This is a genomic window from Streptomyces sp. JLYT201 (assembly GCF_059448825.1).
In genome coordinates, this window is the sequence record NZ_CM182551.1 from 7049194 (window position 1) to 7072664 (window position 23471).

Below are 23471 nucleotides of genomic sequence, written 5' to 3' on the forward strand. Positions count from 1 at the left end.
TACCCCCTGCGTCGATGGCTGCGGCGCACGGTATCCGGGCGGCCTGCGGGGCGCGACGGAACGCACGGACACGGCGCGTTCACATCACCTGATGAGACGGGAGCGGCGGATGAGGAGCATGGTGTGGGCGGCCGGGGCCGTTTCGGCCACCACGATCGGCCTGGTGATCGCGGCCGGGCTCGCGGGCGACGGCGAGGGCGGCGACGGCGGGTCCGGGGCCGGGCGGGGCAGGGCCGCGGCCACCGGCTCCCTGGAGCAGCTCGCGGCGAGGGTCGAGTGCGCGCCCGACGTCCAGACGGACGCGGCGGAGCTGCGCCAGGCGAACTGCCGGAACGGGGACGGCCGCTTCGTGCTCGCGACCTTCGCCACCGACCGGGGCGAGCGCGAGTGGCTCAACCAGGCCAAGGACTACGGCGGGAGCTACCTCGTGGGCCGCAAGTGGGTCGCGGTGGCCGAGCCGGGCGTGCTCAGGGCGCTGCGCGGCCGGCTCGGCGGGACGGTGGAGAAGTCCTCGCACCACACGTCGACGGGCTGACCGCGCGGAGCGCCCGAAGGGGCGCGGGGCTGCGCCTCTGTTCGGCTCCGCCCCGCGGGCGCGATCAGCCCGTCGACGGACCGTGGCGTCAAGAACAGCGACGGCCCTCGTTCAGGCACGCGGCGACACGGCGCATCAGCCGCTGGTCGAACACGTTGATGAAGTCGCCGTGGTCGGTGACGGGCTTGTGCAGCTGCTCGGGGAAGGAGTCCACGGCGAAGCCGGGGCCCGGCGGCACGTCGTACACGATGCGCTGCACCAGCTGCGGCACGGCGCGGAAGCCCTGGGGGCAGCGGCCGCTGCGCGGGTCGGCGAACGCGACGTGCGTGCGGTGGTTGGCGCTGTCGGTGTTCCGGCCGTCCCAGCAGCTCTGGAAGCGGAAGGTGCGGACCACCTTGCTGCCCTCGGGGCAGATCGGGTACTTGTCCTTGAGCTGGCGGTTCTCGAATCCGGTGCAGCTCCAGGAGGCGTTGGCGTTCGCGTCGCCGTTGGTGAACGCCTTGGCGTCGCCGGTGATGACGCGCAGGAACCGCGGCATCGCGGTGACCTTGCCGACGGGGCTGCCGACGAACTTCAGCGTGACCTGGTCCGGCGTCTGGATCTCGCCGACGTTCTTGTCCCGGCCGCCGCCGTCCGCACCGGAGTCGTCCTCGTCGTTTCCGTTCTGGAGCCGCAGGACGGGCCAGTAGTACGTCGACTTGTCGCCCTGGTTGCGGCAGCTGGTGCGGCCGCCGGCGAGTTCCTGGTCGCTGGAGAAGGCGTCGGTCTCCTGGTTGCCGACGTAGTCGTGCATGTGGTGGGCGCCGTTGCTCACGCCGGGCGCCACGATGACGTTGTCCGGGTTGAACTTGCCGTTCTCGTTCGTGCCGCAGCGCGTGGTGAAGGTGCCGCGTGACGCGCCGCGCTGGTCGCGGGGCCTTTGGACGTTGGGCCGTACGGAGGTGATGTCGACGAAGTCCCCGGCCTCGGGGCCGTTGCCCGCCTGGCCCTGGCCCTGGCCCGGCCCTTGGTCCCGGCCCGGCTCCTGGGTCCGGCCCGGCCCTTGGTCCTGCCCCGGCTCCTGGCCTCGGCCCTGTTCCTGGTCCTGGCCCGCGTCCTGGCCCGTGCCTTGCGGCGGCGGGCCGTCGTCGTCGGCGCGCATGGTGCACCGCGCCATGGTGTCCAGGTTCTCGGGGGCCTTGCCGCTCCGGTCGATCGCCGTGCGGATGGAGTCGAGGGTCGGCCGCCGCTGCTCCTCCAGCGGATCGAGGACCGCGCTCTGGTCCTCGGGGTTCTCGGCCTCGGCGAAGCGCGCGTACGCCTGGGTGAGCTGGCTGTCCAGCTCCGCGAGCCGCCGGTCGACCTCGGCGCGGGCGTCCTCGGGGACCGCGGGCAGCTGGTTGCCCACATCGGGACAGCTGATGGTGGTCGCCCGGGGACCGTCCCCCTGGACCTGGCTCTGGTTCCGGACGTCCGGCGGCGGAGGTTCCTCGGCGTTGGCGTAGACGTTCACCGCGACGAGACCGCCGCCGCCCAGGATGAGCGCCGCCGACGCGGCGATCGCCCGCCCGGCCCGCTTTGATCGTTTTCGTGACGTGCGTCGTGTGGTGCGTCCCATGGGATGACGTACGCGTCAGGGGCCCGCCGCGTTCAACGCGGAGCGGGTGAATCCCTTGCGGGGAACGGCAGTTGATCAGCGGCCCTGGTCGAGGAACGCGAGAACCGCGAGGACACGGCGGTTGTCGTCGTCGGAGACCGGGAGGTCGAGTTTCGCGAAGATGTTGGAGGTGTGTTTCGCGATGGCCCGCTCCGTCACCACGAGCTGCGCCGCGATCGCGGCGTTGGACCTGCCCTGCGCCATCAGCTCCAGGACCTCGCGCTCGCGCGGGGTCAGCGCGCCCAGCGGCTCGTTCGCCGACCGCCGCGACAGGAGCTGCTGGATGACCGTCGGGTCCATCGCGGTGCCGCCCGCCGCGACCCGGCGCACCGCGTCGATGAACTGCTCGGCGTCGAACACCCGGTCCTTGAGGAGGTACCCCACGCCGCCGGTGCCGTCGGCGAGCAGCTCGCGCGCGTACAGCTGCTCCACGTGCTGGGAGAGGACGAGGACCGGCAGGCCCGGGCGCGCGCGGCGCGCGGCGAGGGCGCACTGGAGCCCCTCGTCGGTGTGCGACGGCGGCAGCCGGACGTCGACGACGGCGACGTCCGGCTGGAGCTCCGCCAGGGCCTTGGCCAGTTCCGGCCCGGTCTCCACGGCGGCCGCGATCTCGAAGTCGAACGCCTCCAGCATCCGCACCAGGCCGTCGCGCAGCAGGAAGAGGTCTTCGGCTAGGACAACTCGCAAGGGATCTCCATGGTCACCATGGTCGGACCGCCAACGGGACTGCTGACGGCGAGTATGCCGTCGAATGTACCGAGCCGCCGTTCGATCCCGCTCAGGCCGGTTCCCGAGCCGATGCCGGCCCCGCCCTTGCCGTTGTCGGTGACCGCGATGCGGAGCATGCCGTCCGCGTGGTGGACGTCCACCCAGATCCGCTCCGCCTGCGCGTACTTGACCGCGTTCGTCAGAACTTCGCTCACCGCGAAGTACGCCGCCGCCTCCACCGAGGCGTCCGCCCGCCCCGCCAGGTCCACGTCCACGTCCGTCGCCACCGGCAGCCGCAGCGCGAGCGCCCGCACCGCGTCGCCGAGGCCGCGCTCGGCCAGGACCGGCGGGTGGATGCCGCGCACCAGGTCGCGCAGCTCGGTGAGCGCCTCGCCGGAGTTCTGCCGCGCCTTGGCGATCATCTCCTTGGCCTTGGCCGGGTCCTTCTCCACGATGGCCTCGATGGTGCCGAGGTCCATGCCCATGGCGACCAGGCGGGCCTGCGCGCCGTCGTGCAGATCGCGTTCGATGCGGCGCAGCTCGGCGGCGGAGCTGTCCACGGCGTCGTGCCGGGTCTCCTCCAGGCGGTCCACGCGCTGCGCGAGCTCCCGCTCGCGCATGGTGGCCGTCGGGGCCAGCAGGGCGCGCGAGAGCTGGAAGTGGGCGCGCAGCAGCAGCGGATTGACGTACAGGCTCAGGGCGAAGAAGGCGGTGCCGAGCGCGGCGGCGCCGAACGCGGCGTTCTGCGAGGTGACGTGGATGAAGGCGAACCACTCGCCGCCGCCCGCGTCGTAGATCGGCTTCCAGACGCCGCAGGCGAGGACCCAGCCGTACCCCATGTACAGGACCAGGGAGGGCGCCAGGACCGCCGGGACGAAGCCGAAGGTCATGTTCACCAGGAGCCACTGCAGGTCCCGCCAGGTCGCCGGGTCCCTGAGCATCCGGCCGCACCGCTCCACCTGCCCGACCACACCGCGGGTGGGGCGCGCGGGCTCCTGCCGGTAGGGGACCGGAATCGGCACGCCTGCCCACTCCCCGGCGTGCCTGCGGTGCAGCGTCGCGTACGCGCGTACGGCGGTCAGGACCAGCGGGGTGGTGAACACGCCGATCCCGAGCGGGATCAGCACGATCGACACGACCGAGAGCACGAAGAGCGTGATCGACCCGGCCAGTGAGAGCACCGTCATGTACAGGCCGCGCGCTCCCGCGAGCAGGCTCTCGCGCACCCTCGACGTCTTCATGGTCTCCCTCTCCTCGGCTGCCGTGACCGGCCGCGTCCGGATGTGTCCGCCCGTGGCCCGCCGTGTCCCGTCGTGTTCGAAACCACCGGGCACAAGGACAGTTTCCCTGGTCGGGGCGGCCTGGGTCATTCCGTTCCGCCCCCAGAACGGGGGTGTACCTGACGACACCCCCCGGCCTCGCCCTGTGCTTCACCGACAGGGGTGCTCGGCGGCTGGGGCCGGACGCCGCCGGTTCCTAGCGTGATCCACGTCCAATCGCTTAACTCACGCTTACCAATGGGGGCGAAGGTCATGAGCGCCAAGAGGCTGAACCTCGCGGCACGACTCGGGGTGTGGAGCGCGCACCACCGCAAGAAGGCGATCCTCGGCTGGCTGCTCTTCGTGGTGCTCGCCACCGTCGTCGGCGGCGCCACGGGCACCGTCACCGCCGACGACGACGAGATGGGCACCGGCGACTCGGCGCGGGCCGCGAAGATCCTCAAGGACGCGGACATCGACGAGCCGGCCTCCGAACTCGTCATGGTCAGCGCGCGCACCGCCGACGGCTGGCGGGAGGCGGCCGCGGACCTCGCGGCGGCGATCGAGAAGACCGGTGAGACGACGGAGGTGCAGCCGCCGCTGCCCTCGAAGGACGGCAAGGACGCGCTGCTCCGCTTCGCGCTCAAGGGCGAGTCCGACCGGGCCGCCGACCGCGTCGACCCGGTGCTCGACGCGGTCGACCGGGCCAGGGACGCAGGGAAGGCGCACGGGATTGCCGTCCACCAGTTCGGCGACGCGAGCTCCGAGAAGTTCCTCAAGGACCTGCTCGCCGACGACCTGAAGAAGGCCGAGTTCATGGCGGTGCCGCTCGCGCTCGCCATCCTCCTGGTCGCCTTCGGCGCGGTCGTCGCCGCGCTGCTCCCCGTCGGGCTCGCGCTGACCGCCTGCGTCGCGGCCTTCGGGCTGCTCGGGCTCGCCAGCCACGCGGTGCACATGGCCGAGACCACGTACTCCGTGATGTTCCTGATGGGCCTCGCCGTCGGCGTCGACTACTGCCTGTTCTATCTGCGGCGCGAGCGCGACGAGCGGGCCGCGGGCCACGACGCCGAGACCGCGCTGCGGATCGCCGCCGCCACCAGCGGGCGTGCCGTCCTGGTCTCCGGCCTCACCGTGATGGTGGCCATGGCGGGCATGTTCCTGTCGGGCCTGCTCCTCTTCAAGGGCTTCGCGGTCGCCACGATCCTGGTGGTGTGCGTGGCGATGCTCGGCTCCGTGACCGTCCTGCCCGCGCTCCTGTCCTGGCTCGGCGACCGCATCGACGCCGGGCGCATCCCCTTCCTCAACCGCCGCGCCAAGAAGGGCGTCCACGCCGGCGGCACGCTCGCCGGGTCCCTGGTGAAGCCGGTCCTCGCCCGGCCCAAGGTCTTCGCCGTCGCCTCCGCCGGGCTGCTGCTCGCCCTGGCCGCGCCCGCGCTCGGCATGAAGACCGAACAGCTCGGCCTGGAGAAGCAGTTCGGCTCGGACGCGCGGCTCTCCGTGGCGTACCGGGAGATCACCGACGAGTTCCCCGGCGGCCCCGCGCCCGCCCGCGTCGTCGTGCACGCCGACGACATCGGGGCCGCGCCGGTCCGCGACGGCCTGCGCGCGCTCACCGCGGGGGCGGGCAAGGGCGCCGAGCTGACGCTGCACAAGGCCGCGAACGTGGCCGAGATCGAGGTGCCGCTGCCCGGCACCGGCAGCGACACGGCCGCCAAGAAGGCCCTGGACGACCTCAGGTCGGACGTACGGGACTTCCGCGCCGACACCCGCGCCGACGGCCTCCAGGCCTACGTCGGCGGAGAGCTCGCCGGGTCGCAGGACTTCACCGACCAGCTCGGCGAGGGCATCGTGCCGGTCTTCCTCTTCATCGCCGCCGTCACCTTCCTGCTGATGCTCCTCAGCTTCCGCTCGGTGGTCATCGCGGTGACCTCGATCGCCCTGAACCTGCTCTCCGTGGGCGCGGCCTACGGCGTCATGACGGCCGTCTTCCAGCACGGCTGGGGCGCCTCGCTCATCGGCTCGGAGAAGGCCGGCGCCATCGAGAGCTGGATGCCGCTGTTCGTGCTCGTCGTCCTCTTCGGCCTGTCGATGGACTACCACGTGTTCGTGGTCTCCCGGATCCGCGAGGCCCGCGACCAGGGGCTCGACAACCGGGCCGCGATCCGCGAGGGCATCTCGCGGACCGCGGGAGCCGTGACCGGAGCCGCGGTGATCATGGTGGCCGTGTTCGCGGTGTTCGGCATGCTGTCCATGCAGGACATGCAGCAGATGGGCGTCGGGCTCGGGGTCGCGGTCCTCCTCGACGCCACGGTGGTCCGCATGATCCTCCTGCCCTCCCTCATGACCCTCCTCGGCGACCGCAACTGGCACACCCCCCGGTACCTCCGCTGGCTCCCGCAGGTCTCCCACGGCGACACCCCGGCCGAGGCCCCGGCCCGGGTCAGGGTCCCGGCGTAGCACTCCCCGGCCCGGGGCGCCGCCCGGCGCCCCGGCCAGGGCTACGCCAGGGCCTTCGCCTCCTTCTCCGGGGGCAGGCCCACCTCCGGGCGGTCCGGCCGGTGGGGGGCCACCCCGCCGAGGGCCTGGAGCCAGGCCCAGGTGTCGGCCACGGTCGCGGCCAGGGGGCGGCAGCGCGCCCCGGCCCTGGCCGCGCTCGTGTCGTGCATCGTGTCGTACAGCTCGCCCGGCGGCAGCCACACCGGCAGCTCCGACCACGGCTCGATGCCCGCGCCGAGCACGGCCTCCGGCGCCGTCCACCGCAGCTCGGCGCCGGGCCCCCCGGCCACGTCCACGCAGGCCTCCAGGAGGTCCCCCATCGTGGCGTGGCCCTGGGGGCACACGAGGTTGTAGGGCCCGTGCAGCCCGGCCGCCACCGCGTCGAGCGTCCACTGGGCGAGGTCCCGTACGTCGATGTACTGGATGCCCGCCGTCCGCGGCCCGGGCGCGAGGACGGGGCCGCCCCGCGCGACCCGGTTCAGCCACCACGGAAGGCGCCCGATGTTCTCGTAGGGGCCGAGGATGAGCCCGGCCCGCACGAGCAGGGTCCGCTCAGGACCGAAGGCGGCTTCGGCGGCCAGCTCACCGCCCCGCTTGTCCTCGGCGTACGCCACCGCGTCCGCGTCCGGATCGCCGTCCACGACGGGGAACGACTCGTCCGAGCCCGCCTCGCCGGGGTAGCGGTACACCGAGCCGCTGGACACGTACGCGTACCGCCCGGCGCGCCCCGCGAGCAGCCGCGCGGCGTCCCGCACGGCCCGCGGCGCCCCCGACCAGGTGTCGACGACGGCGTCCCAGGTGCCGCCGTCGGCGGCGAGGGCGGCGAGCCCGTCGGGCGCCGCGCGGTCGACGGTGACCGCCCGCGTCCCGGCGGGCGCCGGGTGCCGCCCGCGGTGGCAGACCGTCACGTCCCAGCCGCGGGCGAGCGCGGCCTCCGTGACGGCACGCCCCACGAATTCCGTACCACCGAGCATCAGAAGTCTCATGATCCGCACTCTGCCCGCCAGGCCCGGCCCGCGGGAACCGGATTCCGCCGACAGGAGAACGGGCGGGTCAGCCCGCCGTCGGCGGCGCGTACTTGTAGCCCACGCGCCGCACCGTCTGGATCGTCCTGCGGTGCTCGGCGCCGAGCTTGCGCCGCAGCCTGGCGACGTGGACGTCGACGGTCCGCCCGTCGCCCACGTGGCCGTAGCCCCACACCGTCGTCACCAGCTGGTCGCGGGTGTGCACCCGGTGCGGGTGCGCGACGAGGTGCGCGAGCAGCTCGAACTCCAGGTACGTGAGGTCCAGTTGGCGCCCGTCGACGTGTGCGGAGCGCCGCGCGGCATCGATCCGCACGGGTCCCTCGCCGCTCGCCCCGGAGGCCTGTTCGGGGTCGGGCGCGACGGACGCCAGGTGCTCCTGCCCGGCGGGCAGCAGGACCAGATAGCCGATCATCGGCGGCTGGCCCGGCAGCGTGGGCAGGGTGTGCTGTGGCGCGGGCAGGAGCGTCGCGCCGGGCGGCAGGAAGCCGGAGAAGTCGGCGAGGTCGGAGATCCGCGCCACCTCGTCGGGCGTGACGGCCCGCAGCCGTCCCCGCGCCGAGGGCGCGGCGGGACGGGTGGCGGTGGCGGCGTTGGCGGCGGTGAAGGTACGGGAGTTCGCCATGAGTCAGCTCTTTCGCGCTAAGGAGTCGTCGAGGACGTACGTCGTGCGCGTCAGGCCGGAGGCCGGGGGAACGGCTTTAGAGGGCCCGCGCGTTCAGCGCGCGGCAACACACCCGGTCGAAGTCGTGGTGCTGCCGGGAAGGCCAGAAGGGCTCAAGGTCATGATGACCCGTCGCGGTGTTCTGGAAGCTGCCCATGGCCCCATTGAAGCAGATGAGAACGGGTCCGGCGGACCCCTTCTCGTACGTTGATACGCCGTCTTGACATCTGGATGGCGTGAAGTGACGCCTTTGGCAAGGGGCGTTGAGCAGCACGAAAGGGGCGCCCGCCACAGTGGTGGGCGCCCCTTTCGGAAACCGGCACAACGGACGGAACGGGTCAGACCTGGCCGGCCTTCTCCAGGGCCGCGCAGCAGGTGTCGACAAGGAGCCGCGTCACCACGTACGGGTCCACGTTCGCGTTCGGGCGGCGGTCCTCGATGTAGCCCTTGCCGTCCTTCTCGACCTGCCAGGGGATGCGGACCGAGGCGCCGCGGTCGGAGACGCCGTACGAGTACTCGTTCCAGGGGGCGGTCTCGTGCAGGCCGGTGAGGCGGTCGTCGATGCCCGCGCCGTAGTTCTTGACGTGGTCCATCGGCTTGGAGCCCTCGCCGAGCGACTCGCACGCGGTGATGATCGCGGGGTAGCCCTCGCGCATGGCCTTGGTGGAGAAGTTCGTGTGCGCGCCCGCGCCGTTCCAGTCGCCCTTGACCGGCTTGGGGTCGAGGGTGGCGGAGACCTTGAAGTCCTCGGCGGTGCGGTAGAGCAGCCAGCGGGCCACCCACAGCTGGTCGGAGACCTCAAGGGGGGACAGCGGGCCGACCTGGAACTCCCACTGGCCGGGCATGACCTCGGCGTTGATGCCGGAGATGCCGAGGCCCGCCGCGAGGCAGTGCTCCAGGTGCGCCTCGACGACGTCGCGGCCGTGGATCTCGTCCGCGCCGACGCCGCAGTAGTAGCCGCCCTGCGGGGCCGGGAAGCCCCCGGCGGGGAAGCCGAGCGGGCGGTCGCCCTCGAAGAACGTGTACTCCTGCTCGATGCCGAAGATCGGCTCCTGCGCCGCGAACCGCTCCGCGACCTCGGCGAGCAGCGCCCGCGTGTTGGAGGAGTGCGGCGTCATGTCCGTGTTCAGGACCTCGCACAGGACCAGGATGTCGGCGCCGCCGCGGATCGGGTCCGGGCAGGAGAAGACCGGCTTCAGGACGCGGTCGGAGGCGTGGCCCTTCGCCTGGTTGGTGGACGAGCCGTCGAAGCCCCAGAGGGGGAGCTCGGCGCCCTGTGCGTCATCGGTGAGGATCTTGGTCTTGGAACGGAGCTTGGCGGTCGGCTCGGTGCCGTCGATCCAGATGTACTCAGCCTTGAAGGTCACGGGGCTCATCCTTAGAACACTCGGTACGGCGCAGTCGTGCGGGTGCTGCGGGCCGTGGTGATGACCGCAGCCTGTCAACGCGCGATTTCCCGTCCGTTGCCCCTATGTGAACCACGTGTTACCTGGGGCGGGAGTGGCGGGGATCACCCCGCGGGGCCGGTGCCGGGCGGGCCCGGCGCTACTTGATCACCGCGTTGGCCGCCGCGATCAGCAGGCCGATCGCCGCGTCGGCGACGCCGATGAGCACGGCCGAGCGCCTGCGGTAGCCCGAGCGCAGTGCGGCGAAGGTGCCCCAGCCGAAGAGCAGTGCCGCGTTCAGGCCGAGCCCCGTGTACGTGACGCTCCGCTCGGGCCAGTCCATGATCCCGGCGAGGACGAGGAGCGCGACGGTCGGCCAGCAGGCGATGACGACCGGCCACTCGTCGGCGAGCGCCCAGCCGAGCCGGCGCCAGCGGTGGCTGCCGCTGCCCGGCTCGTGCGTGGCCATGTGGTGGGCGTAGCCGTGGGCGAGCGCCGCCGTGCCCGCGGTGACCATGACCCAGGCGGCGTCGTAGTACGGCGTGAAGCGCTCGCCCTCGGACTGCAGCGCGGCGAGCAGCGCGCTCGCCAGCACCGTGCCGTAGACGCCCCCGGCGAGCCAGCTGCGCACGGGCCGCTCCCTTCGCTCGTCCCGCGCCGCAGGTCCGGCCCGGGTGGAGCGCTCCACCCTACGTACGGATACGCAGGTGTTTGTAAAGGTTTGTCTGCTCTTGTCGCACGGTTGCCCCGCGCCTCGCCGTGCGCCTCGCCGGGCTGCCTCGCGCCTTGCCGGGTCACCTCGCGCCTTGCCAGGCCGCCCCGCGCCTCGCCCCGCTGCCCCGTGCCGCCCGGTCACCGGGCGGGGCGCGTCACCGCCCCAGCGCGTCCCGCACCGCCTCCTCCGTGCGGGCCACCACCGCCGTGCCGTCGTCCGCCGTGATGATCGGCCGCTGAATGAGCTTCGGGTGCGCGGCGAGCGCCTCGATCCACGCCTCGCGGCCGGAGTCGTCGCGCGGCCAGCGGCCGCGGTCCTTCAGGTCGAGCTCCTTGGCGGCGGCCTCCTGGGTGCGGGTGATGTCCCAGGGCTCGAGGCCGAGCCTGCCGAGCACGTCGCGGATCTCGTCGGCGGTGGGCACGTCCTCCAGATAGCGGCGCACCGTGTAGTCGGCGCCCTCCGCGTCGAGCAGCGTCAGGGCGCTGCGGCACTTCGAACAGGCGGGGTTGATCCAGATCTCCATGCCGCACACGCTACCTCCGAACCATCCGCCCCACGCCCCCTCAAACCCCGTCTGGCCAGCGGGGATTGCCTCTCTGAGCACGGGCCGTTGTCAGTGCCGGCACGTAGAATGGAAGCAATGTTCGAAGGGGCCCGCGAGGGTTCCCGAACCGCGACAGGAGGATGTCCGTGCCCGCTGCCGCAGTCCCGTCCGTGCCCGCCGAGCCGACCGCCCGCTCCCGCAACCGCACCCCGTCCCGAGCCTCCCGCACCCCGTGCCGGGGCCAGCAGCCGCTGCTCGACGTGCCGTACGTCCCGATGGAGAAGCACCCCCTGCCGCCCGGCCGCCCCCGCGAGTGGTACATCACGCACAACCGCCGCCTCAAGGCCATGCGCCTGGCCATCGCCCTGCTCGACGCGGGCGTCTACGTGCCGAACCAGGCGAGCAACGTCCGGATACGCACGATGGCCGAAACGGTGGGCATCCACCCCCCGTCCGACACGACGTGCCACATGGTGCGCGCCTTTATGCGCTACAACCGCTGACGCGGTTCATCCCCCGGCCCCGGCCCCGGCGTCCGCTGTCACCCGCTCGGCGTACCCGACATGCGCGCCCGCGCGCTCCGGCGTTGGCTGCTCTTGGCCCCTCAAACCCGTCCGGCGTTTGAGGCCGGGCGCGAAGAGCGACAGCCGGGGACGCAGGGGGAGGGCCCCTGACCACGGGAAGAGGGGCGGGCCCGGGGTGCCCCGCGCGCACCCCGGGCCCGCCCCGCGGAAAGGGGACCGCCCATGACCACCGCGGCCGAGCGCGCGGAGCGGGGCAAGGCCGCCCGCAAACGGGCCTCCCGGTCCTCGCACGGGATCTGGATCCCCTCGGCGGACCGGCCCGACCCGGTGGCCGTCCTGGAGCGCCAGGCCGCCGACCGCGTGCAGGAGCTCCTGCCGATCCGCTACGGGCGCATGGCCGCGTCCCCCTTCGCCTTCCTGCGCGGAGCCGCCGCCGTGATGGCGGGCGACCTCGCGGCCCAGCGCCACACCGGCCTCACCGTGCAGCTCTGCGGGGACGCGCACCTGCTGAACTTCGGCGTGTTCGCCTCGCCCGAGCGCCGCCTCCTGTTCGATCTCAACGACTTCGACGAGACCTACCCCGGCCCCTTCGAATGGGACGTCAAACGCCTCGCTGCCAGCGTCGCCGTGGCCGCCCGCGAGACCGGCAGGGGCGAGGACGGGGCCCACGACGCGGCCCTCGCCGCCGTCACCGCCTACCGCACCGGCATCCGGCGCCTGGCCCGCAAGGGCGAGCTGGACGTCTGGTACGCCAGCGTCGACACCGACGACCTGCTGCGCCTCATGGACTCCGCGCACCGGCGCGAGCGCGCCGCGGCCCGCCTCGCGCACGCCCGCCGCCGCACCAGCCTCCAGGCCCTCGGCAGACTCACCGAGGTCGTCGACGGCCGCCGCCGCATCGTCCACGACCCGCCCCTGCTCGAGCCGGCGGGCGCCCCCGACATGGCGGCGCTGCGCAAGATCTTCGGCGACTACCGCTCGACCCTCGCCGAGGAGCGCCGCCTCCTGCTCGACCGCTACCGCTTCGTCGACGCCGCCCGCAAGGTCGTCGGCGTCGGCAGCGTCGGCACCCGCTGCTTCATCGTGCTGCTGACCGGCCGGGACGCCGAGGACCCGCTGTTCCTGCAGATCAAGGAGGCCGTGCGGTCCGTCCTCGAAGAGCATCTGCCCACCGGCCCCTACCTCCACCCGGGCCACCGCGTCGTCGCGGGCCAGCGCCTGCTCCAGGCCGCGGGCGACATCTTCCTCGGCTGGATGACGGGCCCGCAGGGCCGCGCCTACTACTGGCGCCAGCTGCGCGACATGAAGGGCTCCGTGGACGTCGCCGCCCTCGAACCCGCCGAACTCCTCGCCTACGCCCGCCTCTGCGGCACCGCCCTCGCCCGTGCCCACGCCCGCTCCGGCGACCGCGTGGCCATCGCCGCCTACCTGGGCTCCGCCGACACCTTCGACCGGGCCGTCGCGGCCTTCGCCGTGCGCTACGTCTCCCAGAACGCGACCGACCACAAGGCGCTGACCAGCGCGATCGAGGCCGGGGTCCTCACCGCGACCACGGCGTACTGAACCGCGTACTGAACGGCGTGCTGAAGGGGCCCGCCGCCCGGGCTGCCGTGTGACGCGCGCAACCGCGCCTCCTGGTTTCGGGCCGGTGCGGGCCCGGGGAGAGCCTCCGGCATGACCACCACCGTCAGCGTCTTCACCCTCGGCGGCACCATCTCCGCCCACTCCGGCGGCGGCTCCGCCCGCCTCACCGGCTCCCAGACCCTCGCCGCCGTCCCCGTCCCCGACGACGTCAAGACGGAGCTGCACGACTTCCGCAGGCTCCCGGGCTCCTCGCTGACCCTGGCGGACCTGGCCGCCCTCGCGGAGCGCGTGGACGAGGCCACCGCCGCGGGCCACGGCGTCGTGGTCGTCCAGGGCACCGACACCCTGGAGGAGACGGCCTTCCTGCTCGACGTGGCGTGCGCGCCGCGCGCCCCGATCGTGGTCACCGGCGCGATGCGCCGCCCCGACCTGCCGGGCGCGGACGGCCCGGCGAACCTCGCCGCCGCGCTCGCCGTCGCCGCCGACCCCCGCTGCCGGGACCTCGGCGTCCTCGTGCTCCTCGCCGACGAGATCCACGCGGCCCGGCACGCGCGCAAGGCGCACACCACCTCGCTCACCCCGTTCGTCTCGCCCGGCGCGGGTCCGCTCGGCCGCGTGGTGGAGGGCGTGCCGCGGATCCTGCTGCGCCCCCAGGAGCCCACCGTGGAGCGCCCGCTGCGGCTCGGGAACGCCGCCCGCGTGGCCCTGCTGACCCTCTCCCTCGGTGACGGCGGCGAGCTACTGGAGGCGGTGGACGACCGCTTCGACGGCCTGGTCGTGGCGGCCTTCGGCGCCGGGCACGCACCCCAGTGGCTGGTGGAACCGCTCGCGGCCCGCGCCGCCCGGATGCCCGTCGTCCTCGCCTCGCGCACCGGCGCGGGCCCGCTCCTCAGCGAGACCTACCGCGGCCCCGGCTCCGAGGCCGACCTGCTGTCCCGCGGCCTGATCTCCGCGGGCTCCCTCGACGCGCCCAAGGCCCGCCTGCTGCTCCACGCCCTCCTCGCGGACGGCGCGGACCGCCCGGCCGTCGAGAGGGCGTTCCGCCGCCTCGACGGCAGCGGTGCCTAGCCGAGCTGCTCCGGCGTCACCGTCAGCCACCGCTTGTCCGCGGTGACGGGCTGCCCCAACTCCCGCTGCCGCGCCGCGTTCTTCCGCTTCATCGCGTCCAGCTGCTTCATGGAGCTGTCCTTGCGGTTGACCCACACGCGTACGCCCCCGTGCCGCACGTCCGCCGAGTGGAAGAGCATCGGCCCGTCGCTCGACGGCGTGTCCCCGGCCACGAGGACGGGCTTCTTCCACTCGTCGATGTACGTGGAGATCGCCGCGGGCTTGCCCTGGTACCAGGTCAGCGGCGCCCACAGGTTCGGCGTCAGCTCGTAGCGGGCGAGCCGCGCCCGGTCCTCGGGCCCGAAGCGGCCCTCGGCGATCTCCTTGCGGGAGCTGGTGACGCGGCCGGTCCTCGGGTCCTTGAGCTGGAGGCCCACGCCGATGACGTTGCGCGGCTTCACCCCGTACCCGTACTTCGGGTCGGCGAGCACCATCCGCACCAGGTCCTCGCTCGCGGCGCTCACCACGTACACCTCGATCCCGTGCGCGCGCAGGGACTTGTACAGCTCCCGCATGCCGGGGGAGAACTCGGGGCGGTGGACCTCGGTCCGCGTCACCTTCCCGTTCTCGTAGTACGTCGCCGGGATCGGCCGGTCGTACGCGAGCAGCTCGTCGACGTACCCCTTGAGCTGCTTCAGCGTGAAGCCGGAGAAGATCTGCGCGGCCCACGGGTAGCAGACCTGGTCGTCGACCTCGCAGAGGCGGGTGTAGTAGCTGTAGAGGCTCTCCTTGTGCGTGGCCGTGTCCTTGAACGGGATGACCTTCAGGGACGGGTCCATCGACCTCCGGGTCAGGACGCCCTTCATCTCCAGGAACGGAAGCAGCGCCTCCTCCAGGTCGTTGCGGTACGTCGTGTTGTCCGCGTCGAAGACGGCGTACGCGCCGTTGTGCGCGTTCTCGGCGATGACCTCGCCGAGTTCGGCGGCCACCGGCTTCGGCCAGTGCGCGAGCCGGACGGGCGCGGCCGACGGGCGCGCCGTGGCCGCGTCCGCGCCCGGCCACAGCGCGCCGCCCGCGAACACCGCCGCCGCGAGCGCCCCCGCGAGTCCGAGGACCGCCCGCTTGCTCCTGCTTCGTGCTCGTACAGCCATGGTGTCCGTTCCTCGGATCCTCGGAGGTGATGCGCCGCCCCGGGCGGAGCGGCGGGACATGCTACGAGCGCGCGGGGCCGATTCCCATGATCGATGTCACGGTGCGTGGCGGGCATGGGACGCGACGCAGCGGGTAGCCGCGGCGGCGCGTGCGAGGCCGTGCCCGCCCCCCCCCGCGAAGCCGTGCCCGGCGCCCGCGAGGCCGTGCCTGGCCCGCACATGCGGTCACAATGGACGCATGGACACCGCCCGCCGCGAGTTCGTCCGCGTCCCGCTCCCGCCCGAGCAGGGCGGCAAGGTCGTGTCCGCCGTGGGCTACCGCACGAGCGGCGAGACGCCGGGCCTGCACCGCGGCCTGCCGTCGCCGTATCTGACGCTGATCTTCTCGCTCGACGGGCCCGTCGTCACCGGCTCCACGGCGGAGCGGGCCACCGGGCCCGACGCCGAGCGCACCGACATCGTCGTGGGCGGTCTGCACCAGAGCCCGGCGTACGTCGTGCAGCCCGAGCACCAGGCGGGCATCCAGCTCGCCGTGCACCCGCTCGCGGCCCGCTCGCTCCTCGGCCTCCCGGCCGCCGAGCTGACGGGACGGCTCGTCACCGACGGCACGGACGTCCTCGGCCGGATCGCCGCCGAGGTCCGCGAGCGGCTGTGCGAGGCCGACGGCTGGGACGAGCGGTTCGCCTGCCTCCACGCCTACTTGGCGCGCCGCGCCGCCGACGCCGGGCGCCTCGCCCCGGTGCGCCCCGAGGTCGCCGAGGCCTGGGCCTGGCTCGCCCGGCACCGGGGCGCGGGCACCCTGCGGGGCCTGGCCGCGCACGTCGCGCTCAGCGAGCGCCGCCTGACGGCCCTCTTCCGCGCCGAGACCGGCGTGACGCCCAAGCAGGCCGCCCGCCTGATGCGCTTCCAGCACGCGAAGGCGCGGGTCGTGCGCGCGGTCGTCGCGGGCGCGCCCGCCGACCTCGCCCGCGTCGCCGCCGACTGCGGCTACTACGACCACTCCCACCTGGTGCGCGACTTCCGCCAGTACACGGGCGCGAGCCCGACCGCCTGGCTGGCCGAGGAGTGCCGGAATATCCAAGCCGGGGGACACCGCGACGGCGAAGACTGAGAGGCATGAACACCACCGAAGCGGTACAGAGCACTCAGAACACCCCGAACCTCCGCGCCCCCGACGTCTGGCCCGCCTTCCAGGCCCACGACGCCCCCGCCCTCATCGACTTCCTCGTCACCACCGTCGGCTTCCTGCGCACCGCCGTGTACGAGGACGGCGGCCGCGTCGCCCACGCCCAGCTCGACTGGCCCGAGGGCGGCGGCGTCATGCTCGGCTCGTACGACCCGGAGTCGGCCGAGTGGTGCCTCAAGCCGGGGACGTTCGGTGCGTACGTCGTCACGGATCACGTCGACGCCCTCCACCGCCGCCTCAAGGAGGCGGGCGTGAAGGTCATCCGCGAGATCGAGGACCAGCCGTACGGCAGCCGCGAGTTCGCCGTCGCGGACCCGGAGGGCAACAAGTGGTCCTTCGGCACCTACCGCGGCGAACCGCGCCCCGAGCAGGGGTGACGTCCGCCCGGCCCGCGGCGGGGTGATAGCTTGCGCACGCCAGTCGCGCCCGCACCAGGGCCAGGGAATCCGGTGGGAATCCGGAACTGACGCGCAGCGGTGAGGGGGACGGGCGGGACCAGCGGCCACTGGATGTCACCGGACATCCGGGAAGGCGGCCCCGCCCGGACGAACCCGAGTCCGAAGACCTGCTGGCACCGCCGACCGCGCGCCGGGCGGCGGGGTTTCGCAGACCAGGCTCCGCGCATGAGCCATGAGACCCGGGAAGTCCTGTGCCCCCTCTCGCCCCTCGCGCACGCCGCGCGCCCGCCCGTCCCCGCAGCGCCGCCCCCGGCGCCCGCACCGCCCCCGGGGCGCGCCTGACCGCGCTGCTCGCGGCGGGCGGCCTGCTCCTGCTCACCGCCTGCGGCGGCGGCTCCGCGAAGCGCCAGGACGAGGGGGCCAAGGCCGCGGGCTACCCGGTGACGGTCACCTCCTGCGGCAAGAAGGCCGAGGTCACGGCCCCGCCGAAGCGGGCGGTCTCCCTCGACCAGGGCTCCACGGAGATCCTGCTCTCCCTCGGCCTCGCCGACCGCATGGCCGGCACCGGCACCTGGACCGACCCGGTCCTGCCCCGCCTGAAGAAGCAGAACGCGAAGGTCGAGCGCCTCGCCGACCGCTACCCGTCCCTGGAGAAGGTCCTCTCCAAGGAGCCGGACTTCGTCAGCGCGTCGTTCCTCTACACCGTCGGCAAGGGCGGCGTCGCCGACCGCGCCAAGTTCACCGAGCTCGGCGTCCCCGTCTACGTCTCGCCCACCGACTGCGCGGGCAAGGACAACGGCGGCGACGGCGACGGCACCCGCACCAAGACGCTCACCATGGACACCGTCTACGGCGAGATCCGCGACCTGGCCCGGGTCTTCCACGTCCAGGCGCGCGGCGAGCGCCTCGTCGCGGACCTCAAGTCCCGCGTGACCAGGGCGAAGCAGACGCTCAAGGCGTCCGACGCGTCCGTCCTGTACTGGTTCTCCGACTCCAAGGCGCCCTACATCGCGGGCTGCTGCGGCGCGCCCGGCGTCATCACCCGCGCCCTCGGCGTCCGCAACGTCTTCGCCGACACGCGCGCCGAGTGGCCCCAGATCAACTGGGAGACCGTGGCCGACCGCGACCCGGACGTCCTCGTCATCGGCGACCTCACCCGCAAGGCCCAGTCGGCCGAGAGCGCCCGCCAGAAGATCAGGTTCCTGGAGTCCAACCCCGTCACCAGGAACCTCACGGCCGTGAAGAAGAAGCGGTACGTGCTGCTCAGCGGCCAGGCCCTCAACCCGACGATCCGCACGGTCGACGGCATCGAGCAAGTCGCGGCGGGGCTGCGCGCGTTCGGCCTGGCCCGGTGAGCACGGCCGCACGCGAGCGGGCCCGCGGCGGCCCGCGCCTCCGGTCCGGCGCCTGGCGCGCGGCCCTGCTGTGGGCGGCGGGCCTGGTGGCGCTCCCGCTCTCGGTGGCCGTCGCCGTCACCATCGGCCCGGCCGACATCTCCGTACCGGACGTCTGGGCGGCGGTGGCTGCCCACCTCGGCTGGGGCGAGGCCGAGCTCACCCCGCTGCGCGACGGCATCGTGTGGAACCTGCGCATGCCGCGCACCCTGCTCGCGGGCGTCTGCGGGGCGGGCCTCGCCGTGTGCGGCGCGGTCCTCCAGTCGCTGCTGCGCAATCCGCTCGCCGACCCCTTCGTCCTCGGCGTGTCCTCCGGGGCGTCCACGGGCGCGGTGGCGGTGGTGGTCCTCGGGGTCGGCGGGGGAGCGGTGTCGGTCTCCGGCGGGGCCTTCGCCGGAGCCCTGTGCGCGTTCGGCTTCGTGCTGCTCCTCAGCCAGGCCCTGGGCGCCACGACGGACCGCGTGGTCCTGTCCGGGGTGGCGGCCATGCAGCTCTTCTCCTCCCTCACTTCCTTCGTCATCCTGACGGCCGCGGACGCGGAGACGACGCGCGGCGTCCTGTTCTGGCTGCTCGGCTCGTTGAGCGGCGCGGACTGGACGGACGTGGCGGTGTGCGCGGCGGTCCTCGCCGTGGCCCTGGTGATCTGTCTGTCCCAGGCCCACACCCTCGACGCGTTCGCCTTCGGCCAGGACGCGGCGGCCGCCCTGGGCGTGCACGTCACCCGGGTCCGGCTGCTCCTGCTGTGCACCACGGCCCTGCTCACGGCGGCCCTGGTCAGCGCGGCCGGGGCCATCGGCTTCGTCGGCCTGACCCTGCCCCACGCGGCCCGCGTGCTCGTCGGCCCGCGCCACGCCCGCCTGCTGCCGGTGACGGCCCTGACCGGCGCGGTGTTCCTCATCTGGGTGGACACCCTGGCCCGTACGCTCCTGGACCCGCAGGAGGTGCCGGTCGGCGTGGTCACGTCGCTGATCGGCGTCCCCGCGTTCGTGGCGGTCCTCTACCGCACGAGGAGGGTCGGATGAGCGCGGCGCGGTCCCGTGCGGAGCCTTCGGCAGGCACTCCGGCGGAGCCTGAGGCGGGGCTTCCCGCTCAGGAGGGCGCGGGCCTCAGCGCGGACCGGGTCTCCCGGGCCGCGGGCGGGCGCCTCATCGTCGACGGCGTCACCCTCGCCCCGCGCCCGGGCACGGTGGTCGGCCTCCTGGGCCCCAACGGCTCCGGGAAGTCCACGCTCCTGCGCCTCCTCGCGGGCGTCCTGGCCCCCACCGCCGGGGCGGTCACCCTCGACGGCGAGCCGCTGCGCGACCTGGGCCGCCGCGCGGTCGCCCGCCGTCTCGCCCTGGTGGAGCAACAGGCGGACACCCAGGTCGACCTGACGGTGCGGGACGTCGTACGCCTGGGCCGGGTGCCGCACCGCCGCGCCTGGGTGCCGTCGACGGCCGAGGACGAGCGGGCCGTCGCCGATGCCCTGGCCCGCACGGGCCTGTCCGACCGCGCGGACCAGCCCTGGCACACCCTCTCCGGCGGCGAACGCCAGCGCTCCCACATCGCCCGGGCCCTGGCCCAGGCCCCCCGCGAGCTCCTCCTCGACGAGCCCACCAACCACCTGGACATCCACCACCAGCTGGACCTCCTCACCCTGGTGGCCGCCCTCCCCGTCACCACGGTGATCGCCCTGCACGACCTCAACCTGGCGGCGATGTTCTGCGACGAGATCCTGGTCCTGAAGGAGGGCAGGGCGCACGCGCACGGCACGCCGGTGGAGGTCATCACCGAGCCCCTCATCGCGGAGGTCTACGGCGTCCGCGCCCGGGTCACCCCGCCCGCCGCGCCCCAGGACCACCCCACCGTCACCTTCCTGCGGCCGTCGGACCCGCCGCCCGCACGGCCCGGATGACCACGCCTCCCGACGCCGGGGGCCCCTCGGCGCGCTCGCGCATCCGCGCGGGAACGGACGGGGCTGGACAGCCGCGCCCCAGTCGTAACAGAATCAGTTTCGACAGCGGAGTCGAGCGAACTGAGCGAACCGAGCGACCGGAGGGCCCGTGAGCGCCAACAGCCGCATGACCGTGGCCACGCACGCGCTGACGTGGATGGCCCTGGTCTGCCCCCGGCGCCCCGACGGCATCGTGACGTCCGACGAGATCGCCGCCAGCGTCAACACCAACCCGGTCGTCATCCGCCGCACGCTCGGCGGTCTGCGCGACGCGGGCCTCGTCGTGTCGCAGCGCGGCCAGGGCGCGGGCTGGCGCCTCGCCCGCGAGCCCGGTGCGATCACGCTCCGGGACGTCTACCTCGCGGTCGAGCCCGACCCGCTCCTGGCCCTCCACGCCTCCGCCCCCAACCGGAAGTGCCCCGTGGGGCGCGGCATTCCGCCGGTCCTGCGCGGCGCGTACGACCGCGCGGAGGAGGCGATGAAGGCCGAGCTGGCCGAGGTCACCGTCGCCGACGTGCTCAAGGAGACGGTCGCCTGACCCTGTCGAACGGGCCGGTCCGAGCGGACCGGCCTTTCTTGGGCCCTGTGTCGTAATAGATTCAGTTACATCGAGCGCTCGCTCGGACGCGCCCGACGCGCCCGACGGGGCCGAGGCACCGACGGGGCCGACGCGCCCGACGTGCCGACGGGCCCCTTGCATCCGCCACACCCCTCGCACGCACCGCGCGCATCGCACGCACCGCACCCGTAGTGCCCCCGCACCCACCCACCGGAGGTCCCGCCCCCGTGTACCGATCGCTCCTCGTCCTCGCCGCCGGAATGTTCGCCATCGGCACCGACAGCTTCGTCATCGCCGGGATCCTGCCGGACGCGGCCGACTCGCTCGGCGTGTCCGTGGGCACCGCGGGCTGGCTCCTGACCGCCTACGCCTTCACCTACGCCGTACTGGGCCCCGTCATGGCCGCGTGCACGGCGCGCAGGGCCCGGCGGCCGCTGTTCCTCGCCGGGTTCGCCGTCTTCACCGCGGGCAACCTCCTGACCGCCTTCGTCCCCGACTTCGGCGTGGCCCTGGTCGGCCGGGCGCTCGCCGGGTTCGGCGGGGCGATGATCACCCCGGCGGCCGTCGCGGCGGCCGCGGCCCTCGCCCCGCCCGAGCGGCGCGGCCGGGCCATCGCCATCGTGATGACGGGCCTCAGCGCGGCGACGGCCCTCGGCTCGCCCCTCGGCACGGCGATCGGCAGCGCCACCGGCGACTGGCGCCTCACCATGGTCTTCGTATCGGCCCTCGGGGGCCTCGCCGCCGCGGCCGTCGCCCTGTTGCTCCCCACGATCCCCACGCCCCCGGCGGTCCCGCTGCGCACGCGCCTCGCCCCGCTCGCCGACCGCCGCATCGGCCTCACCCTCCTCACCACGCTCCTCGTCTACACCGGCCTCTACACGGTCTACTCCTTCATCGGCGAGAGCCTCGACCGCGCGACGGACGGCAGCGGCACCACCCTGGCGGTGCTGCTCTTCGTCTGGGGCCTGGCCGCCACCGCGGGCACGCTCGGCTCGGGCGGCCTGGTCGACCGCTTCGGCGGCCGGCGCGTCATCAACACCGCGACAGCCGTGGCGGCGGTCGACTTCGCCCTCCTGCCGTGGACGAGCGCCCACCTCCCCTCCACCGTCGTGGCGTTGCTCGTCTGGGGCGTGTGCGGCTGGGGCCTCCTGGCCCCGCAGACCCACCGCCTGATCACCGCCCTGCCGACCGCGGCGCCCCTGCTCACGGGGCTGGCCTCGGCCATGGTCTACGTAGGCGTCTCGGCGGCCCCCCTGGTCGGCCAGGCGGGCATGGCCTGGGCGGGCCCCCACTGGCTCGGCCCCGTCGGCGCGGCCTTCATCGCCCTCGGCCTCGTCACGGCGGAGGCGGCCCACGCCGTCATCGCCCGGGAAGGGCGCCCCGCGGCCACCGGCCCCCGGTCGCGGGCCGCGGAGGGCGCGCGCGGCTGACGGCCCGGCGGCGACCGGCGTCCGGGGCGCGGCGGGCCGACGGGGTCACCACGTCTCGGCCGCCCCGGCCGTGGGGGAGGAGGGCCCGGCCCGCCGGCCGGCGAGGGCCTTCAGGGCGAGCAGCGGGAAGACCAGGACGGAGAGCATGGCAGCGCCGACCAGGGCGGCGGCCTCGCCCGCGCCCAGGACGCCGTCGTCGGTGCCGATCGCGGTGATGGCCGCGACGAGCGGCAGACAGGTCGAGGAGTACAGGGTGAGCGCGGCGCGTTCGCGCCGGGACAGGTCGCGCGGGGCGAGCAGCCAGGTCGGTCCGCCGCGCACCAGGAGGAACAGCAGGAAGAAGACCGGCAGGAGGGCGAGCGGACGGCCGCCGTGCAGCAGGGCGGAGAGGTCGAAGCCGATGCCGGTGACGACGAAGAAGACCGGGACCAGGAAGCCGAACCCCATCGCCTCGATCCTGGCGAGGACCTCCGCGCCCGCCTCGGGGCCCGCGCCCCGCAGGACGAGCCGGGTGAGCAGCCCGGCGGCGAACGCGCCGAGCAGCGTGTCGAGGCCGAACGCGGCGGACAGGCCGAGCATCGAGGCCAGCAGCAGCATCACGTACCGCACGGCGAACTGGCCGCTGGAGTGCAGGGTCTTGGCGACGACGCGGGTGAACCACCAAGGGCGCGGGCGCAATGCCCAGAAGACGGCGACGGCCGTGATCGCGGCAAAGGCGACGAGCAGCGCGGTCGCAACGCCGGGTCTGCGGCCGCTGAGCAGCAGCGAGACCGCGATGACCGGCCCGAACTCGCCGACCGCCCCGAACGCCATCACCACCGTGCCGAACCGGCCGCGCAGCAGGTCCGCGTCGCGCAGCATCGGCAGGACGGCGCCGAGCGCGGTGCTGGTCAGCGCGGTGCCGATGACGAAGCTCTTGGTGGCCTGCGCGCCGGTCAGGGCGAAGGCGCTGCCGAGCGCCACGGCGAGCGACACGGCCCAGGCCCCGACGGAGCGGCGCAGCGTGTCCCCGCGCACGGCGGCGAACTCGATCTCGTACCCGGCCAGGAAGATCAGCATCGAGAGCCCCAGGTCGGACAGCGTGTCGATGACGGTGTCGGGGTGAGCGAGGCCGAGCACGTCCGGGCCGATCAGGATGCCGAGGGCGATCTCGAAGAGGGCCACGGGAACGGTGAGCCGACGCCCGACGGCGTACGCGAGGAGCGGGGCGAGCACCGCCATGGCCATGATCAGGATCAGCGTCCCGGGATGCGACATGCGTACTGACTAGCACAAATGCGGGCAAAGCAATCACGGGCGGC

Annotated in this window: 22 protein-coding genes and 1 riboswitch; of the genes, 12 read left to right on the forward strand and 10 right to left on the reverse strand. The window is 73.8% G+C overall.

The features are described 5' to 3' along the window. The first annotated feature begins 109 nt into the window (after positions 1 to 109). Positions 110 to 535 (forward strand): hypothetical protein, encoded by a 426-nt coding sequence (locus AC5WAM_RS29775; protein WP_495519433.1) that lies wholly within the window; start codon positions 110 to 112, stop codon positions 533 to 535. 88 nt (positions 536 to 623) lie between these two features. Here the strand turns inward: AC5WAM_RS29775 and AC5WAM_RS29780 are convergent, their stop codons facing one another. The 3 genes from AC5WAM_RS29780 to AC5WAM_RS29790 all read right to left on the reverse strand — a co-directional run bounded on the left by AC5WAM_RS29780 (position 624) and on the right by AC5WAM_RS29790 (position 4120). Continuing rightward, positions 624 to 2132, reverse strand: a complete 1509-nt coding sequence (locus AC5WAM_RS29780; RefSeq protein WP_495519434.1) for a DUF1996 domain-containing protein — start codon at positions 2130 to 2132, stop codon at positions 624 to 626. A 75-nt stretch (positions 2133 to 2207) separates the two neighbouring features. After that, positions 2208 to 2858, reverse strand: coding sequence for a LuxR C-terminal-related transcriptional regulator (locus AC5WAM_RS29785; protein ID WP_366791417.1), 651 nt, complete (start codon positions 2856 to 2858; stop codon positions 2208 to 2210). Continuing rightward, on the reverse strand, positions 2843 to 4120 hold the full coding sequence (locus tag AC5WAM_RS29790) for a sensor histidine kinase (protein WP_495519435.1): 1278 nt from the start codon (positions 4118 to 4120) through the stop codon (positions 2843 to 2845). The genes AC5WAM_RS29785 and AC5WAM_RS29790 overlap by 16 nt, the downstream gene beginning before the upstream one ends. A gap of 291 nt (positions 4121 to 4411) precedes the next feature. On the opposite strand from AC5WAM_RS29790, the gene AC5WAM_RS29795 reads away from it, so the two are divergent. Continuing rightward, positions 4412 to 6595, forward strand: coding sequence for an MMPL family transporter (locus AC5WAM_RS29795; protein ID WP_495519436.1), 2184 nt, complete (start codon positions 4412 to 4414; stop codon positions 6593 to 6595). Between the two features lie 41 nt (positions 6596 to 6636). Here AC5WAM_RS29795 and AC5WAM_RS29800 read toward each other — a convergent pair whose 3' ends face one another. The 5 genes from AC5WAM_RS29800 to AC5WAM_RS29820 form a co-directional block, all read right to left on the reverse strand. After that, positions 6637 to 7620: an NAD-dependent epimerase/dehydratase family protein gene (locus AC5WAM_RS29800; protein ID WP_495519437.1), complete on the reverse strand. Its 984-nt coding sequence runs from the start codon at positions 7618 to 7620 to the stop codon at positions 6637 to 6639. 67 nt (positions 7621 to 7687) lie between these two features. Then, positions 7688 to 8281, reverse strand: coding sequence for a winged helix-turn-helix domain-containing protein (locus AC5WAM_RS29805; RefSeq protein ID WP_366791413.1), 594 nt, complete (start codon positions 8279 to 8281; stop codon positions 7688 to 7690). Positions 8282 to 8658: 377 nt separating this feature from the next. Next, positions 8659 to 9687, reverse strand: a complete 1029-nt coding sequence (gene glnII, locus AC5WAM_RS29810; protein WP_366791412.1) for a glutamine synthetase — start codon at positions 9685 to 9687, stop codon at positions 8659 to 8661. A 178-nt stretch (positions 9688 to 9865) separates the two neighbouring features. After that, entirely contained in the window at positions 9866 to 10336 is a 471-nt protein-coding gene (locus AC5WAM_RS29815) for a hypothetical protein (protein ID WP_366791411.1), read from the reverse strand. 238 nt (positions 10337 to 10574) lie between these two features. Continuing rightward, on the reverse strand, positions 10575 to 10943 hold the full coding sequence (locus tag AC5WAM_RS29820) for an arsenate reductase family protein (RefSeq protein WP_366791410.1): 369 nt from the start codon (positions 10941 to 10943) through the stop codon (positions 10575 to 10577). A 167-nt stretch (positions 10944 to 11110) separates the two neighbouring features. Between AC5WAM_RS29820 and AC5WAM_RS29825 the strand changes: the two genes are divergently transcribed. The 3 genes from AC5WAM_RS29825 to AC5WAM_RS29835 all read left to right on the forward strand — a co-directional run bounded on the left by AC5WAM_RS29825 (position 11111) and on the right by AC5WAM_RS29835 (position 14140). Further along, entirely contained in the window at positions 11111 to 11467 is a 357-nt protein-coding gene (locus AC5WAM_RS29825) for a hypothetical protein (RefSeq protein ID WP_495519438.1), read from the forward strand. A gap of 243 nt (positions 11468 to 11710) precedes the next feature. Then, entirely contained in the window at positions 11711 to 13051 is a 1341-nt protein-coding gene (locus AC5WAM_RS29830) for a DUF2252 domain-containing protein (protein WP_495519439.1), read from the forward strand. Positions 13052 to 13162: 111 nt separating this feature from the next. Continuing rightward, entirely contained in the window at positions 13163 to 14140 is a 978-nt protein-coding gene (locus tag AC5WAM_RS29835; protein WP_495519440.1) for an asparaginase domain-containing protein, read from the forward strand. On the opposite strand, the gene AC5WAM_RS29840 is transcribed toward AC5WAM_RS29835, so the two are convergent. Further along, complete coding sequence (locus tag AC5WAM_RS29840) at positions 14137 to 15270, reverse strand: HAD family hydrolase (protein WP_495519441.1); 1134 nt, start codon at positions 15268 to 15270, stop codon at positions 14137 to 14139. The genes AC5WAM_RS29835 and AC5WAM_RS29840 overlap by 4 nt on opposite strands. Before the next feature lie 238 nt (positions 15271 to 15508). Here AC5WAM_RS29840 and AC5WAM_RS29845 point away from each other — a divergent pair, with 238 nt between their 5' ends. The 7 genes from AC5WAM_RS29845 to AC5WAM_RS29875 all read left to right on the forward strand — a co-directional run bounded on the left by AC5WAM_RS29845 (position 15509) and on the right by AC5WAM_RS29875 (position 22170). Next, complete coding sequence (locus AC5WAM_RS29845; RefSeq protein ID WP_366791406.1) at positions 15509 to 16381, forward strand: helix-turn-helix domain-containing protein; 873 nt, start codon at positions 15509 to 15511, stop codon at positions 16379 to 16381. Between the two features lie 5 nt (positions 16382 to 16386). Beyond that, the gene (locus AC5WAM_RS29850) at positions 16387 to 16833 is read left to right on the forward strand and encodes a VOC family protein (protein ID WP_366791405.1); all 447 of its coding nucleotides are present in this window, start codon (positions 16387 to 16389) and stop codon (positions 16831 to 16833) included. A 23-nt stretch (positions 16834 to 16856) separates the two neighbouring features. Continuing rightward, positions 16857 to 17043, forward strand: a riboswitch (cobalamin riboswitch). Positions 17044 to 17192: 149 nt separating this feature from the next. After that, on the forward strand, positions 17193 to 18209 hold the full coding sequence (locus AC5WAM_RS29855; RefSeq protein ID WP_495523674.1) for an ABC transporter substrate-binding protein: 1017 nt from the start codon (positions 17193 to 17195) through the stop codon (positions 18207 to 18209). Next, complete coding sequence (locus AC5WAM_RS29860) at positions 18206 to 19270, forward strand: FecCD family ABC transporter permease (RefSeq protein WP_495519442.1); 1065 nt, start codon at positions 18206 to 18208, stop codon at positions 19268 to 19270. Before AC5WAM_RS29855 ends, AC5WAM_RS29860 begins: the two co-directional genes overlap by 4 nt. Further along, positions 19267 to 20142, forward strand: coding sequence for an ABC transporter ATP-binding protein (locus AC5WAM_RS29865; protein ID WP_366791404.1), 876 nt, complete (start codon positions 19267 to 19269; stop codon positions 20140 to 20142). Before AC5WAM_RS29860 ends, AC5WAM_RS29865 begins: the two co-directional genes overlap by 4 nt. Positions 20143 to 20290: 148 nt before the next feature. Next, entirely contained in the window at positions 20291 to 20719 is a 429-nt protein-coding gene (locus AC5WAM_RS29870; protein ID WP_495519443.1) for an Rrf2 family transcriptional regulator, read from the forward strand. A gap of 248 nt (positions 20720 to 20967) precedes the next feature. Beyond that, positions 20968 to 22170, forward strand: coding sequence for an MFS transporter (locus AC5WAM_RS29875; RefSeq protein ID WP_495519444.1), 1203 nt, complete (start codon positions 20968 to 20970; stop codon positions 22168 to 22170). Positions 22171 to 22215: 45 nt separating this feature from the next. Here the strand turns inward: AC5WAM_RS29875 and AC5WAM_RS29880 are convergent, their stop codons facing one another. Further along, positions 22216 to 23427, reverse strand: coding sequence for a cation:proton antiporter (locus AC5WAM_RS29880; protein ID WP_495519445.1), 1212 nt, complete (start codon positions 23425 to 23427; stop codon positions 22216 to 22218). Between the last annotated feature and the right edge of the window lie 44 nt (positions 23428 to 23471).

Bases quoted from the DNA above. Each gene is read 5' to 3' on its own strand.
- AC5WAM_RS29775 (WP_495519433.1), top strand. From the start codon at position 110: ATGAGGAGCATGGTGTGGGCGGCCGGGGCCGTTTCGGCCACCACGATC.
- AC5WAM_RS29780 (WP_495519434.1), bottom strand. From the start codon at position 2,132: ATGGGACGCACCACACGACGCACGTCACGAAAACGATCAAAGCGGGCC.
- AC5WAM_RS29790 (WP_495519435.1), bottom strand. From the start codon at position 4,120: ATGAAGACGTCGAGGGTGCGCGAGAGCCTGCTCGCGGGAGCGCGCGGC.
- AC5WAM_RS29795 (WP_495519436.1), top strand. From the start codon at position 4,412: ATGAGCGCCAAGAGGCTGAACCTCGCGGCACGACTCGGGGTGTGGAGC.
- AC5WAM_RS29800 (WP_495519437.1), bottom strand. From the start codon at position 7,620: ATGAGACTTCTGATGCTCGGTGGTACGGAATTCGTGGGGCGTGCCGTC.
- AC5WAM_RS29805 (WP_366791413.1), bottom strand. From the start codon at position 8,281: ATGGCGAACTCCCGTACCTTCACCGCCGCCAACGCCGCCACCGCCACC.
- AC5WAM_RS29820 (WP_366791410.1), bottom strand. From the start codon at position 10,943: ATGGAGATCTGGATCAACCCCGCCTGTTCGAAGTGCCGCAGCGCCCTG.
- AC5WAM_RS29830 (WP_495519439.1), top strand. From the start codon at position 11,711: ATGACCACCGCGGCCGAGCGCGCGGAGCGGGGCAAGGCCGCCCGCAAA.
- AC5WAM_RS29835 (WP_495519440.1), top strand. From the start codon at position 13,163: ATGACCACCACCGTCAGCGTCTTCACCCTCGGCGGCACCATCTCCGCC.
- AC5WAM_RS29840 (WP_495519441.1), bottom strand. From the start codon at position 15,270: ATGGCTGTACGAGCACGAAGCAGGAGCAAGCGGGCGGTCCTCGGACTC.
- AC5WAM_RS29845 (WP_366791406.1), top strand. From the start codon at position 15,509: ATGGACACCGCCCGCCGCGAGTTCGTCCGCGTCCCGCTCCCGCCCGAG.
- AC5WAM_RS29850 (WP_366791405.1), top strand. From the start codon at position 16,387: ATGAACACCACCGAAGCGGTACAGAGCACTCAGAACACCCCGAACCTC.
- AC5WAM_RS29865 (WP_366791404.1), top strand. From the start codon at position 19,267: ATGAGCGCGGCGCGGTCCCGTGCGGAGCCTTCGGCAGGCACTCCGGCG.
- AC5WAM_RS29880 (WP_495519445.1), bottom strand. From the start codon at position 23,427: ATGTCGCATCCCGGGACGCTGATCCTGATCATGGCCATGGCGGTGCTC.